At 64.7% G+C, this 13,708-nt stretch carries 12 protein-coding genes; 10 read left to right on the top strand and 2 right to left on the bottom strand.

From position 1 onward, the window contains the following. The 7 genes from VGV07_RS11140 to VGV07_RS11110 all read left to right on the top strand — a co-directional run. On the top strand, positions 1–1,927 hold a 1,927-nt coding region (locus VGV07_RS11140; protein WP_326868762.1), incomplete at its 5' end, for an ABC transporter substrate-binding protein. Between the two features lie 78 nt (positions 1,928–2,005). Next, positions 2,006–3,007 (top strand): ABC transporter permease, encoded by a 1,002-nt coding sequence (locus VGV07_RS11135; protein ID WP_326868761.1) that lies wholly within the window; start codon positions 2,006–2,008, stop codon positions 3,005–3,007. Further along, positions 3,004–3,909, top strand: coding sequence for an ABC transporter permease (locus tag VGV07_RS11130; RefSeq protein WP_326868760.1), 906 nt, complete (start codon positions 3,004–3,006; stop codon positions 3,907–3,909). Before VGV07_RS11135 ends, VGV07_RS11130 begins: the two co-directional genes overlap by 4 nt. After that, entirely contained in the window at positions 3,906–4,817 is a 912-nt protein-coding gene (locus VGV07_RS11125) for an ABC transporter ATP-binding protein (RefSeq protein ID WP_326868759.1), read from the top strand. The genes VGV07_RS11130 and VGV07_RS11125 overlap by 4 nt, the downstream gene beginning before the upstream one ends. After that, positions 4,814–5,635, top strand: coding sequence for an ABC transporter ATP-binding protein (locus VGV07_RS11120; RefSeq protein ID WP_326868758.1), 822 nt, complete (start codon positions 4,814–4,816; stop codon positions 5,633–5,635). Before VGV07_RS11125 ends, VGV07_RS11120 begins: the two co-directional genes overlap by 4 nt. A gap of 190 nt (positions 5,636–5,825) precedes the next feature. Then, positions 5,826–7,409, top strand: coding sequence for a DUF5060 domain-containing protein (locus tag VGV07_RS11115; RefSeq protein WP_326868757.1), 1,584 nt, complete (start codon positions 5,826–5,828; stop codon positions 7,407–7,409). 10 nt (positions 7,410–7,419) lie between these two features. Further along, complete coding sequence (locus VGV07_RS11110; RefSeq protein ID WP_326868756.1) at positions 7,420–8,922, top strand: DUF5060 domain-containing protein; 1,503 nt, start codon at positions 7,420–7,422, stop codon at positions 8,920–8,922. A 103-nt stretch (positions 8,923–9,025) separates the two neighbouring features. Here VGV07_RS11110 and VGV07_RS11105 read toward each other — a convergent pair whose 3' ends face one another. Next, the gene (locus VGV07_RS11105) at positions 9,026–10,057 is read right to left on the bottom strand and encodes an aldo/keto reductase (protein WP_326868755.1); all 1,032 of its coding nucleotides are present in this window, start codon (positions 10,055–10,057) and stop codon (positions 9,026–9,028) included. Between the two features lie 421 nt (positions 10,058–10,478). Further along, on the bottom strand, positions 10,479–11,486 hold the full coding sequence (locus VGV07_RS11100; protein ID WP_326868754.1) for an N-acetylglucosamine kinase: 1,008 nt from the start codon (positions 11,484–11,486) through the stop codon (positions 10,479–10,481). 108 nt (positions 11,487–11,594) lie between these two features. Here VGV07_RS11100 and VGV07_RS11095 point away from each other — a divergent pair, with 108 nt between their 5' ends. The 3 genes from VGV07_RS11095 to VGV07_RS11085 all read left to right on the top strand — a co-directional run. Then, on the top strand, positions 11,595–12,530 hold the full coding sequence (locus VGV07_RS11095) for a MurR/RpiR family transcriptional regulator (protein WP_326868753.1): 936 nt from the start codon (positions 11,595–11,597) through the stop codon (positions 12,528–12,530). 16 nt (positions 12,531–12,546) lie between these two features. After that, positions 12,547–13,296 (top strand): SIS domain-containing protein, encoded by a 750-nt coding sequence (locus tag VGV07_RS11090; RefSeq protein WP_326868752.1) that lies wholly within the window; start codon positions 12,547–12,549, stop codon positions 13,294–13,296. Between the two features lie 64 nt (positions 13,297–13,360). Continuing rightward, positions 13,361–13,708, top strand: a 348-nt coding sequence (locus VGV07_RS11085; RefSeq protein WP_326868751.1) for a hypothetical protein, incomplete at its 3' end; no start/stop codon positions are given.

The raw sequence follows: 13,708 nt of genomic DNA, 5'->3' as shown, positions 1-13,708 counted from the left end.
GAGGAGGACACGGACAATGGTACGGCTTGGCCGATACGTGCTGGCCCCGCTGGCGGGCCTGCTGCTGGCAGGCGCCAGCTACGCGCAGGAAATGACCGATGTGGGCACGCCCCGCAGCGAGACGCTGATCGTGCAGACCTTCGACGGCAAGACGGCCAACCCCGATGCGCAGAACCCGCTCAATCAGTATGCGGTGTGGCGTGGCTTCCGCGAGCTCGGCTGGGGGTGGCTGTGGGAGATGGATACCGCGACCGGCCAATCCTACCCTGAGCTGGCCGATGGACCGGTGGAAGTGCTCAATCCCGAGCACACCAAGTTTCGCGTCAAGATCCGGCCCGGCGTGTTCTGGAGCGACGGGGTCGAGTTTACCGTCGACGACATCATCTACACGCTCGACACCACCTTCAAATACAAGGACAAGCTGACCTTCGTCTTCCGTGCCGCGAACTACATCAAGGATGCGAGCTGGAAGAAGATCGACAACTATACCTTCGAGGTCGAAACGGCCGCCCCGGCCTACGATTTCCAGACGGTGATGGGCGTCTATTCCTGGGGCTCGCTGTTCACCATCGTGCCCAAGCACATCTACGAGCCGCTGGGCGACCAGGTCGTCACCTACAAGGGCGCGCCGGCGGTGACGCTCGGGCCTTACAAGATCAAGGAATACGATCCCAACGGCTTCTGGCAGCTGTGGGAGAAGCGCGAGGACTGGCAGCGTTCAGCCTGGGGCAACTCGGGCGAGCCCAAGCCGAAATACGTGCTCTACAAGGATTTCGGCGCCGAAGAGACCCGGACGCTGGCATTCGTGCAGAACCAGTACGACATCGACACCTTCATGAGCCCGGACTCAATTGCCGCAGCCAAGGCGCGCAATCCGGCGATCGAAACGTTCTCGCCGACGCTGCCGTATCATGACATGAACGATGCATGCGCCTATGGCGCCTACATCAACCAGCAGAAGCCGCCCTTCGACAAACCCGAAGTGCGCTGGGCGCTGGCGCTGTCTCTCGACCTGCAGACGGTCGGCATCACCTCGGTCAGCGGCCAGTTCAAGCCGGCGGCGCTGCCGATCGCCGACACCCCGATCACCGGACCGATCTTCTACGAGCCGCTCGAGGGCTTCCTCAACGAGCTGACGCTGGCCGATGGCTACAAGCCGTTCAACCCAAACTTCGGACAGGAACTGGTCGACAAGCTGAAGGCGCAGGGCACGCCCGCCGACCAGCTGCCGAGCGGCGACGCGGTGAAGGCCGGGTTCGGCGTGGGCTGGTGGAAGTATGACCTGGCTGAGGCCGAGAAGCTGCTTGCTTCGGTGGGCATCAAGAAGGGCGCCGACGGCTTCTATACCAAGCCGGATGGTTCGCCCTGGACCATCGAACTGGTGGTTCCGGCCGACTGGAACAAGGTGATGCAGCGCGTCGGATTCTCGATCGCCGACAGCTGGAAGAAGGCGGGCTTCAACGTCACCGCCCGGCAGGTCGACAACGGCGAATTCACCACGGTGTCGAACACCAACGCCAAGCTCGACGTGATGATGCAGTGGGGCGCTACCTGCGTCTACAACGCCAACTGGCTGAACAGCTGGCAATCGATGCGCGAGCAATATGTGTTCCCGTTCGACTCCAACGACAACAATAACGGCAACAACCTGTTGCGCGTCACCGACCCGGCGATTTTCGATATCGTCGAAAAGAGCAAGGCGCTGGAGATCGGTTCGGACGAGTTCGTCGAGAATGGGCGTGAGATCACCCGCAAGCTGACCTCAGGAATGCAGGTCATCGAGCTGATGAACATCCCCACCACCATTCCGACCAACAACACCTATTGGACCAACTACCCCAAGGCGGACAACTTCTACGCCGCCCCCTACAGCTGGTGGTCGTCGTTCAAGAAGACGCTGATCAACATCCAGCCGACCGGCAAGTAAGCCGGCCACGCAGGTGGGGCGGCAACCTCCCGGCCGCCCCATCCCCTCTCGGTTCTCGTGCAATACAGGTTGGTCCCCATGGGTGTCGTGCAATATGTGGCCAAGCGTATCGGCCTCTACCTCGCGGTTCTGTTCATCGGGCTGACCATTACGTTCCTGTTGCCGCGGCTGATGCCGACCAACCCGATCGACGGTTACATCAGCCAGTTGCAGACCCGCGCCAGCGGCGCCTTGACGCCCGAGGCCATCGCGCAGCTGCGGGAAAGCCTGGAGGGCCTCTACGGTCTGAAGGGCGATCTGTTCAGCCAGTACCTGGCCTATCTCGACCGGGTGATCCTGCATTTCGATTTCGGGCCGAGCTTCACCTACTACCCGCAGACGGTCGGCTCGATGATCTTCAATGCGCTGCCCTGGACGCTGGGGCTGCTGCTGGTTTCGACGCTGATCGCCTGGGCGCTGGGCAACCTCGTCGGGCTGGTTGCCGGCTACTTTCACACCAAGAAGGCGGCGACCATTCTCGAGCTGGTGGGGATCCTGCTGTACCCGATCCCCTATTACATTCTCGCGGTCAGCGTGATCCTGCTGCTCGCCTATATCTTCCCGATCTTCCCGCTGTCGCCGACCTTCCCGGTCGGCCAGATGACACCGCAGAAATTCGGCATGGTGATCTACAACTCGCTGCTGCCGGCGTTGACGCTGGTGCTGGCCGGGTTCGGCTGGAACATCCTTTCGATGAAGGCGCTGGCGGTGGCGACCACCGAGGAGCCCTATGTCACCTATGCGCGACTGAAGGGCACGTCGAACTGGACGCGCATGGTGCGCTACGTGTTCCGCAACGCCATGCTGCCGCAGGTGACCGCGCTGGCGCTGTCGCTGGGCACGGTGTTCAACGGCGCGCTCCTGACCGAGATGCTGTTCTCCTATCCCGGCGTCGGGCTGATCATGCGCACCGCCGCCAGTAGTGGCGATTACAACGTGCTCTACGGCGCCATCGCCGTCTCCATCCTCGCCGTCGCGACGGCAGGGCTCGTCATCGACCTCATCTATCCCCTTCTCGACCCGCGGATCCGCCACAAATGACCACGGACACCACCTCGGCGCCCGCTGGCGCCGCGCTCCCCGCCGCTGCCGATAGCGGCCGACGCGGCAATTGGCTATGGCTGCTCAATGCCCGCCTCGCCATCGGGCTGACGCTGATCGCCATCTTCGTGCTCGGCAGCTTCATCCTGCCGTTCTTCTGTCCGGCCGATCCGTCGCTGCAGGCGACCTACCTCAAGAACATGCCGATGTCGGGCGAGCACCTGCTCGGCACCAATGCGCTGGGCCAGGACATCTTCTGGTTCCTGGTGTTCGCCGTGCGCAACTCGCTGATCCTGGGCATCCTGGTCGGGGTGGGGGTCACGATCATCTCGACCGCCGTCGGCCTGAGCGCCGGCTATATCGGAGGGAACTACGAGCGCGCGGTGATGCTGATCGTCGACAGCTTCATCACCATTCCGTTGCTGCCGATCATGATCATCCTGGGTGCGGTGATCCGCGGCAACACCACGTTCCTCACGGTGGGCCTGATCATCGTGGTGTTCGGCTGGGCCTGGGGCGCCCGCACCATCCGCTCTATGGCGCTGTCGCTGCGCGAGCGCGAGTTCATCAACATGGCGCGATTCTCGGGCGCCGGCACCGTGGCGATCATCGTCAGGGAAATCTTCCCGTACGTCTCGGCCTACATGGTGGTGGGCTTCATCAACACGATCCTGTTTGCGGTCAACACCGAGGCGACGCTGGCGGTGATCGGGCTTTCGAAGGTCGAGATACCGACGCTCGGCTCGATCATCTTCTGGGCGCTCAACTACAACGCGCTGTTCACCGGCAACTACCCCTGGCTGGTGGCGCCGATCGTCGCCTCGATCCTCTTGTTCCTCGGGTTGTTCCTGACTTCGACCGGCTTCAACGCCGCATTCGCCAACAAGCGGGGTGTCGCATGATCAAACTCAACGATCTCAGGATCAGCTATCGCATCGGCAACCGGGTGATCGAAGCGGTCAACGGTGTGACGCTGACCATTCCGGACGGCTCGATCGTCGGCATTGCCGGAGAATCCGGCTGCGGCAAGTCCACGCTGATGAAGGCGATCTATGGCGATATTCAATCGCCGATGTCGCTTTCGGGCGGCAGCATCGAATATGGCATGAAGGGCGCCGACGGGCTGCCGGTGACGACGCAGACCATCCGTCGGGAATGGTTCAAGTCGATCTCCTACATCCCCCAGAGCTCGATGAACTCGCTGAACCCGGTCATTCGCATCCGCGACCAGTTCACCGATTTCCCCGGCACCGACAGCAACAAGAAGCGGGTGCTGGAGCGGGCGCGGGCCTATATCGGCAAGCTCGGCCTGCCGGCCGAAGCGATGGACTCCTACCCGCACCAGCTGTCGGGCGGCATGCGGCAACGGGTGATGATCGCGCTCGCCACCTTCTTCCAGCCCGAGCTGATCATCGCGGACGAACCGACCACCGCGCTCGACGTGGTGGTGCAGAAGGAAATCCTGCTGCTCCTGATGGAAGTGCAGGAGCTGATGGGCAACACCATCCTCGTTGTTTCGCACGACATGGGCGTCCACTACCAGGTCACCCACAAGATGCTGATCATGTATGCCGGCCGGGTGGTCGAATATGGCGACACCGAAAGCGTCTTCGCCGACCCCCAGCACGCCTACACCAAGATGCTGATCGACTCGCTGCCCACCATTGGCGACGACAGCATGCGCGGCGTGCTGGCCAGCATGGCCGGGGCAGGGGGCGACCGTGCCTATCGGGTGGAACCGGAGCTGATCGAGGTGAAGCCGGGCCATTTCATGGCGCGACCGAGCCAAAGTCTGGGAGCGGCGGCATGACCGTGATCCTGAAGACCGAAGGGCTGAACAAGGTCTACCGGCAGGGCGGGCTGGTGCGCTCGCGGCAGGTCAAGGCGCTGAACGACGTCAACATCACGGTCGAGAGCGACAAGCCGGTGGTGATCGCGGTGGTCGGGGAATCCGGCTCGGGGAAGACCACCCTGGCCAAGACCCTGCTGCGGCTCGAAACCCCGAGTTCGGGACGGGCCATCGTCTACGACACAGTGGTCACCGGCAAAGGCACGACGCTCAGCAAGAAGCAGTTCCTCGGGCTGGTGCAGCCGATCTTCCAGAACCCGTTCGAGGCCTTCAGCCGGTATCGGCCGGTCGATGCGTATCTGCATGAGACGGCGCAGCGCGTTGCCGGCATGGACACGACCGCAGCAGAGGCGGCCGTGGCTGCGGCGCTCCAGAGCGTTGGGCTCAAGTACGAGGCGGTGCGCGGCAAGTACACCAACCAGTTCTCGGGCGGCGAATTGCAGCGCATCTCGGTGGCGCGGGCACTGATCCCGCAGCCCAAGCTCATCGTCGCGGACGAGCCGGTGTCGATGATCGATGCGTCGCGGCGGATGATCATCATCAACCTGTTCAAGCAGCTGCGCGACGAGGCCGGTCGGAGCTTTCTCTACATCACCCACGACCTCGCCACCGCCTACTACATCTCGGACTACGTCGCGGTGATGAACAAGGGCGTGGTGGTGGAATTCGGCGACGCCCGGCAGGTGATGGGCGACCCCCAACACGACTATACCAAGCTGCTGCTGAGCTCGATCCCGACCACGAAAACCCGCTGGCGGCCGCGGAAGGCGGCGGCGTGATTTTGGTAGAGGTCAAAAGGCCCCCTCGCCCGCCGCTGCGCGGCGACCTCTCCCCCCAGGGAGAGGTGGAAGGGTGGCACCATCTCGCCCCCATCGTCACCTCTCCCTGGGGGGAGAGGTCGGCCCGAAGGGCCGGGTGAGGGGGCCTTCTGGGCTGGCGCACCACATTGTACTTCAAGGGAATTCGCAGATGACCAATACCACCGCCTCGCTTTGGGCGACCCACGAGATCACCCTCGCCGGCCCCTCCACCGGCAACCCGTTCCTCGATGTCGCGCTCACCGCCATCTTCCGGCAGGGCGAGCGCGAAGTGCGGGTCAATGGGTTCTATGACGGGGCCGGGGTCTACAAGCTGCGCTTCCTCCCCGACACGACGGGGGCGTGGAGCTACGAGACGCGCAGCAATGCGCCCGAGCTCGACCATCTCGGCGGCACCTTCGAGGTGGGACCGGCACTACCGAACCATCACGGCCCGGTGCGGGTCGCCAACCGGCACCATTTCCGATACGCGGACGGCACGCGCTACATCAATATCGGCACCACAGCCTATGTGTGGAACCTGCAGGGCGACGCGCTGGAAGAAGAGACGCTCGCGAGCCTCGCCGCGGCGCCCTTCACCAAGATCCGCATGTGCGTGTTCCCCAAGCACTACCGCTACAATGAGAACGAGCCCGAGCGGTACCCGTTCAAGCTCGTGACAGCGGGCAGGAGCAAGTGGGATGGGAGCTTCGCAGGGGCCGACAAGTACGGCTGGAAGTTCGATTTCACCCAGTTCGAGCCGGCGTATTTCCAGCACCTGGAGCAGCGCATCAACCAGTTGGCGGAGATCGGGGTCGAAGCCGACCTGATCGTCTTCCACCCCTATGACCGCTGGGGCTTTTCGCGCATGTCGCCGGCCGAGGACGACCGGTACCTGCGCTACCTCACCGCGCGGCTCGCCGCCTTGCCCAATGTCTGGTGGTCGATGGCCAACGAATACGACCTGATGCCGCAAAAGACCCCTCAGGATTGGGACCGCTTCATCAACATCACCGCCGACAACGACCCCTTCGGGCACCTGCTCAGCGTCCATAACTGCTTCAAGTTCTACGACCACAACCACCCGCGCATTAGCCACGCCTCGATCCAGCGTTCGGCGGCCAACCAGTCGGCGGTGTGGCGCGAGAAGTACGGCAAGCCGGTGTCGATCGACGAGTGCTGTTACGAGGGGACCATCGCCGAGCTCTGGGGCAATATTTCCGGCCAGAAGATGGTGCGCCGGTTCTGGGATGGGGTGGTCAATGGCGGCTACGTCACCCATGGCGAAACCTTCAACAATGAAACCAACACCATCTGGTGGGCCAAGGGCGGCAAGCTGATCGGCGAGAGCGTTGCGCGCATCGCCTTTCTCCGCCGCATCATGGAGGAGGGGCCCGAGGAGGGGCTCGATCCGGTCAAATCCACCGGCGCCTATCGCATTGCGATCGCGGGCGGGCTCGACAATGTGGTGCTGCAGCAGCTGTTTGTGCCGCCGGCGGGCGAAGAGGGCTGGGCTCCGGCGATGGCGTGGTGGCCGACTGCCGGGCAGCCGCACCGCTATTACCTGAGCTACCTGGGCGAAAACCAGCCGAGCGAGGCGACGGTCGCCGTGCCGCCCGACGAGCAGTACAGCGCCACGCTGATCGACACCTGGAACATGACCGAGACGCTGCTGGCGCCGAGCGTCAAGCGCGGCGACGTGCTGCATTTCGAGCCGAAACCTTATCTCGCGCTGCTGTTCAGGCGCATCGACTGAGGATCTCTCCATGACCGCCAAGTACGATATTTTCGAAGCGAGCTTTGCCGGCCCGGCCAGCGGCAACCCCTATCTCGAGGTGAGCTTCGACGCAGTGTTCGCGCAGCATTCGCGAGAAGTGCGGGTGCCCGGGTTCTATGACGGCGAGGGTACCTACCGGGTGCGCTTCATGCCCGACAACGAAGGCGAGTGGACGTATCGCACGCGCTCGAAAACTGCCGACCTCGACGGCAAGACCGGCAGCCTCACCGTCACCGCGGCGCGCCCCGGCCAGCACGGGCCGGTGGCCGTGACGAACAAGTTCCACTTCGCCCATGCCGACGGCACGCCCTATGTGCCGTTCGGCACCACCTGCTATGCCTGGACGCACCAGCCGCTCGCCATGCAAGCCGAAACGCTCGAGACGCTCGCGCAGGCGAAGTTCAACAAGATCCGCATGGGAGTGTTCCCCAAGGACTATCCGTTCAACACCAACGAGCCGCTGCAGGATGTCTATCTCACCGGCGCCGACGGCAGGCTCGATTTCGACCGGCCCAATCCCAAAGCGTTCCAGCACTTCGAGCAGCAGGTCGGCAAGTTGCGCGACATGGGGATCGAGGCCGACCTGATCATCTTCCACCCCTATGACCGCTGGGGCTATTCCAACATGTCGGCGGAGCAGGATTTCCGCTATGTCGCCTATCTCGCGGCCCGGCTCGCGGCCTATTCCAACGTCTGGTGGGCGCTGGCCAACGAGTACGATTTCCTGCTCGATACCAAGCCCGTGGCGCAGTGGGACCGCTATTTCCACATCCTCGAAGAGAACGACCCCTACGGGCACCTGAAGTCGATCCACAATGGCGACCAGTCGATGAACTTCGACCATCGCAAGGCCTGGGTCAGCCATGTCTGCATCCAGAACTGGGATGTGAAGCGGACGCCTGAATGGCGCGAGCAGTATGGCAAGCCCGTGGTCAACGACGAGCCGGAATACGAGGGCAATATCTGGCCGAGCTGGGGCAACATCACCGCCCAGGAACTCACGCACCGGTTCTGGACCACGGTGATGCGCGGCGGCTACGCGGGGCATGGCGAGACCTATGCCGACCCCGACGACCTGATCTGGTGGGCCAAGGGCGGCAAGCTCCACGGCGAAGCCTGGAAGCGCATCGGGTTCCTCCGCCAGATCATCGAGGAAGACGCGACGGACGGGCTGACGCCGATGGGGCACAATGCCGCCTGGCCGTGGAGCCGCATCTCGGGCGCCCGCGATGGCAAGGTCAGCTACATCTATTTCGGCGAGCACCAGCCCAACCAGTGGACCACCGGGCTGCCCAAGGAGGACGGGAATTTCGAGGTCGATCTGATCGACACCTGGGCGATGACGGTGACGCCGGCCAAGCGGATTGCCGCGCTGGTGCCGCATCCGACGCGGCATGGCGAGGTGGTGCGGGGTGGCAAAGCCGATGCGGCATTCGGGGTCGAGCTGCCAAGCCGGCCGTACCTGGCGCTCAGGGTGCGGGAGCTGGATTGAGGGGGCACGGGTGGAGCGGCCGTTAGTCGAACTGACCCGCTGCCGTCTCCCCACCCATCCGGTGTATGGGGCCCAGATCGAGCAAACCACACGGCACCGCGCCTTAGCCCGGCACCGGCGCGTTTGCCGCCAGTAATCCCTGTGCCTTCAGATCCGACCAGAAGGCGGCCGGAATCTGCACCGCGAGCGCCGCGACATTCGCCTGCACCTCGGATGGCTTGGCCGCACCGGGGATCACCGAGACCACCGCCGGATGGGCGAGGGGGAACCGCAGCGCTGCGACCGGCATGCTGACGTTGTGCGCCCCGCACACTGCTTCTATGCCGCGGACTTTCGCCTGCACCTCGGGCGGGGCTTTGCCATAGGCGTACATGGCGCCGGCGCCTGAGCCGGTGACGAGGATGCCGGAGGCGAAGGGGGCGCCGATGACGACGCTGATGCCTCGATCGAGGCAAAGCTGCATGCTGGTATCGAGCACGCCCTGGTCGAGCAGCGTGTAGGGCATGGCGACGATGGCGAAATCGACATCGATGGCACGGAGCATCTCGTCGAGATTGCCGGGCACGTTGTTGCCGATGCCGAACGCCTTGATGTCGCCGGCGGCCTTCAGTTCCTGCAATGCCTTGAGGCCACCGCCATCGGTGAGTTGCTTCAGGTACCCGATCACCAGTTCGGGGGTGTGGAACATGGTGTCGAGGTCGTGGATCACCAGCGAGTCGACGGTGTTGAGCGCCAACCGCTGCAGCACCTGCTCGTAGGCGCGCAGCACGCCGTCGCGGGTGTAGTTGAACTCCACTTCGAAGGGCAGCCCGCCGGCCCAGGGGGCGGTACTGAACGTCGCGGGATCGGCCGGGCGATGAAGGATGCGGCCGACCTTGGTGTTGACGATAAACTCGTTGCGCGGGCGGGTGCGGAGGAACCCGCCGAGCCGGTGCTCGGAGAGCCCGCGGCCATACCAGGGAGCAGTATCGTAAAAGCGCACGCCGGCCTCCCAGGCCGCCGCCAGCGTCGCCTGCGACTGGGATTCTTCCAGTCTGGCGTAGAGCTCGCCCAGATGCGCGGCGCCGAAACCGAACACCGGCAGCTCCAGCGCAGTACGCCCGACACGACGGCGGGTTGAGACAGTCACAGTCACGGCAGGGGCCTCCCCACAGGCATTTCCGTAAAGCTGTCAGACAACAATGGGTTGGGCAAGCACTGGGACACCTCTCCCTTTGGGGGAGAGGTCGGCCCGCAGGGCCGGGTGAGGGGGCCTTTCACAGACTCGGTGCTTGCGGCAAGGCCCCCTCACCCTGACCCTCTCCCCCAAGGGAGAGGGGACGCACGCTGCGGGGTCAGTTAGGAACTGTCGTGCCGCAGAGCGGTGGTAGCAGTGCGTGGACCCCTCATCCGGCGCTACGCGCCACCTCCGGGCGAGGGCTACGCCCTCGTCCCTCGACCCGACGGGGGAGAAGAATCCTGAAGCCTCGGTGGCCACCACTGTTCCTCTCCCCGTCGGGGAGAGGGTGGATCGGCCAAAGGCCGAGACGGGTGAGGGGTGAGCCCGGTTGCCCGAGTTAAGCCGACACCGCCAGCTTAGCCGCGCGTTCCGCGATCGACGCCGCCACCGTCGCCACCGTTGTGTCGTCGACTGTCTCGCCAAGCGCCCGCAGCCCCAGCACCACCGCGCCGACCGAACCGTCGCCGGCGATGCGGACATCCGGGGCGTGGCCGGCGGCGCGGATCACTTCGGATACGGCGGCGGGCAGTGTCAGCAGATGCGGGGCGATGCCGCCGCCGAGTGCGACGGGGCCGGGCATGTCGGGGTCGAAGATCATCTTGAAGTCGGCGAGGAGGTAGGCCTCGGATTGCGCCAGGAGGGCTGCCGCCACCGGGTCCGTGCGGTTGGCGATGACCAGCGGGGCGAAGCGCGCCAGCTCGATCGGGCGGAGCTTGTAGATGGCATCGACGAACTGCTGCAGGCAGAGCTGCCGGCCGCTGAAGGCTTTCTGGTCGGAATAGGCGATGCCGAAGGCGCCGAGCAGGGCCATGGTCAGCGCGGTCCTTGGCCCGCGGCCTTCGAGGTCGGCGGTCACCGCGATCGCCGCGTGATGGCCGAGCCAGTAGCCCGAGCCGAGATCGCCGAGCAGGTAGCCGGCCGCGTCCACCACCGCTTCGATACTGCCGTTGCGGACCCGCACCGCGCCGGCGCCGGTGCCGGCGACGATGCAGTAGCCGTCGCGGGCCGCGGTGACCGACGCAAGCATTGCCTCGAGGTCGCCGGCGAAAACCAGGGGGCCGCTCAAGCCATTTTCACGAAACGCCGCTTCCAGCCGATCCTGCGCGACATGGGCGCGCGGACCGGCGAGCGCGATCAGCGCCAGCTCGATGTCGAGCGGAGCGCCGGCTTCGGCGACTGCCGCTTCGACGGCCGAGATGATGGCGGAAGCCGCCTGTTCCGGGGTGTTGGAGGCGGGATTGCCGCCGCGGTTGCGGCCCTGGCCGAGGCAGCGGCCTTCCCGATCGACCAGGGTGGCGCGCGAGGTGGAACCGCCCACGTCGATGGCGAGCAACGCCTTGTTCATCGCGCTATCGACCCGCTTGCCATCGTGAAAATTGCTGGATAAGAATTGTTTTCATCCGCACAGCGGCCTTCTTGAGAGTGATTTTCAGGGCATGGGCTCTTACCATAGATGACCGCCATCGCAAAGACGTTCAGCGTGCTCGACCGGATCAGGACTTACCAGTCCCAGATGCCGGCTACGATGGCCAAAATCGCTGCCGTCCTGATCGATGATCCCAAGGCGCCGCTGAACCTCTCGATCACCGACCTCGCCGAGCGGGCAGGGACTTCGGCGGCGAGCGTCACCCGGTTCTGCCGGACGATCGGTTATGGCGGCTATTCGCAGTTGCGGGTCGGGATTGCCGAAGATGTCGGCCGCGGTGGCGCCAAGGCGGCGTGGATCGGCGAAATCGGCCGCTCGTTCGGGCCCGATGACTCGCCGGACGAGATCCGCAACGCGCTGCTCAACACCCACGTGCTGAGCCTCCAGACCACGGCCGGGCTGCTCGACATGCCCACTGCGATCCGTGTCGCCGAGCGGATCGTCAAGGCGCGGCAGCTCGACGTCTATGGCGTGGGCGGAAGTGCGCTTACGGCGCTCGAAACCGAAGCCCGGCTCTATCGCATCGGGGTCAATGTCCATACCTGGGCCGAAGTGCATAACGGGCTGACCAGTGCCGCCATACTCGATGACCGGTGCGTCGCGATCGGCATTTCCAATACCGGCCGCACCGACGAAACCATCCAGATGCTGACCGTCGCCAAGGCGTCGGGCGCCCACACGGTGTCGATCACCGGCAACCCGGATTCGCCGCTGGCTCGGCTCGCCGACGACGTGCTGATCGCGGCGTCGCCCGATGGCTATCTGCAGCCGGCCGACCTTTCGGCCCGGCACTGCCAGCTGTTCGTGGTGGATCTGCTTTATCTCCTCATCGCGCAGTCGAATTTCGACCGCACGACGCGCTTCCTCGCCGCCTCGGGCGCTGCGGTGGCGCCGCGCCGCCGCCCGATGCGGGGTGGCGCCCTGCCCAGCACTGCCGCGCGCCGCGCGACGGCCCAGACCTAACGGAACCCATGTGATTATGACCGACCTGACTACCCAGTTTCATACCGAAGTTTCGACCCGGCTCGCCAAGCTTGCCGGCCCCAACCAGGCGATCGACGACACCATCGCGCTGGTGGCCGATGCAGTCGCCGCCGGCGGCGTGGTGCAGGCCTTCGGCACCGGGCACTCGGAAGCCTTCGCCATGGAAATCGCCGGCCGCGCCGGCGGGCTGATCGCCGCCAACCGCATTCCGCTGCGCGCATTGGTGCTGCGCGGCGGCCAGGACATCTCGATCCTCGGTGGTGCGGCGCTGGAGCGCGACCCCAATGTCGCCGAGAACCTGCTCTCGCTCTTTGAGCTCGACAAGAACGACGTGTTCATCATCGCCTCGAACTCGGGCGTCAACGGCTCGATCGTCGGGCTGGCGCTGGCTGCCAAGGCGCGCGGCCACAAGGTGGTGGCGGTGACCAGCTTCGACCACACCAGCAAAGTCACGCCCAAGCATCCGAGCGGCAAGCGGCTGATGGAAGTGGCCGATATCGCCATCGACAACCTGGCGCCCTTCGGCGACAGTACGCTTGAACTGGAGGGTGGCATGGGCGTTGGCGCAGTCTCCTCACTCACTGCAGCATTCATTGCTCAGCGCATCACCATTGGCGTCGCTGAAGCGCTGCTCAAGCGCGGCAAGACACCGCCGCTCTACATCTCGGCGAATATTCCCGGGGGCGACGAACACAATCGCGCTCTCGAAGATCTTTACGGCAAGCGCATCCGTGGGGAATCCTGAGGGATTACGGAGGCACTTGGCGTGGGGCCTAACGACTAAATACTTGGAGAAGGGAAGGAACTAAATGTTCAAAAAGACCATCGACCGCCGCAGCTTTCTGCTCGGCACGACGGCCCTGGTAGCGGCAGCGCCGCTCGGCGGGCTGCTCGGCTCGACCAGCGCTCTCGCCCAGGACGCGGCCAACCCGTTCGGCCTCGCCGACGGTTCGACCGTTGACGCGGTGATCTTCAACGGTGGCTACGGCATCGACTATGTCGAGTTCGCCGCCAACCTCGTGCAGAAGAACCACCCGACCGTCACCGTCAAGGTGTCGCCGTCGACCCAGATCGCCCAGGAACTGCAGCCGCGTTTCCTCGGCGGCAACCCGCCGGATCTGATCGACAACTCGGGTGCGCAGGCCATCGGCTTTGCG

It is taken from the genome of Devosia sp., assembly GCF_035944845.1.
Classification (GTDB): domain Bacteria; phylum Pseudomonadota; class Alphaproteobacteria; order Rhizobiales; family Devosiaceae; genus Devosia_A.
This window is presented reverse-complemented; position numbering and strand designations above follow the sequence as displayed.

Excerpts from the sequence above, each read along its gene's own strand:
- VGV07_RS11135 (WP_326868761.1), top strand. The coding sequence starts at position 2,006 with ATGGGTGTCGTGCAATATGTGGCCAAGCGTATCGGCCTCTACCTCGCG.
- VGV07_RS11130 (WP_326868760.1), top strand. The coding sequence starts at position 3,004 with ATGACCACGGACACCACCTCGGCGCCCGCTGGCGCCGCGCTCCCCGCC.
- VGV07_RS11125 (WP_326868759.1), top strand. The coding sequence starts at position 3,906 with ATGATCAAACTCAACGATCTCAGGATCAGCTATCGCATCGGCAACCGG.
- VGV07_RS11120 (WP_326868758.1), top strand. The coding sequence starts at position 4,814 with ATGACCGTGATCCTGAAGACCGAAGGGCTGAACAAGGTCTACCGGCAG.
- VGV07_RS11115 (WP_326868757.1), top strand. The coding sequence starts at position 5,826 with ATGACCAATACCACCGCCTCGCTTTGGGCGACCCACGAGATCACCCTC.
- VGV07_RS11110 (WP_326868756.1), top strand. The coding sequence starts at position 7,420 with ATGACCGCCAAGTACGATATTTTCGAAGCGAGCTTTGCCGGCCCGGCC.
- VGV07_RS11100 (WP_326868754.1), bottom strand. The coding sequence starts at position 11,486 with ATGAACAAGGCGTTGCTCGCCATCGACGTGGGCGGTTCCACCTCGCGC.
- VGV07_RS11095 (WP_326868753.1), top strand. The coding sequence starts at position 11,595 with ATGACCGCCATCGCAAAGACGTTCAGCGTGCTCGACCGGATCAGGACT.
- VGV07_RS11090 (WP_326868752.1), top strand. The coding sequence starts at position 12,547 with ATGACCGACCTGACTACCCAGTTTCATACCGAAGTTTCGACCCGGCTC.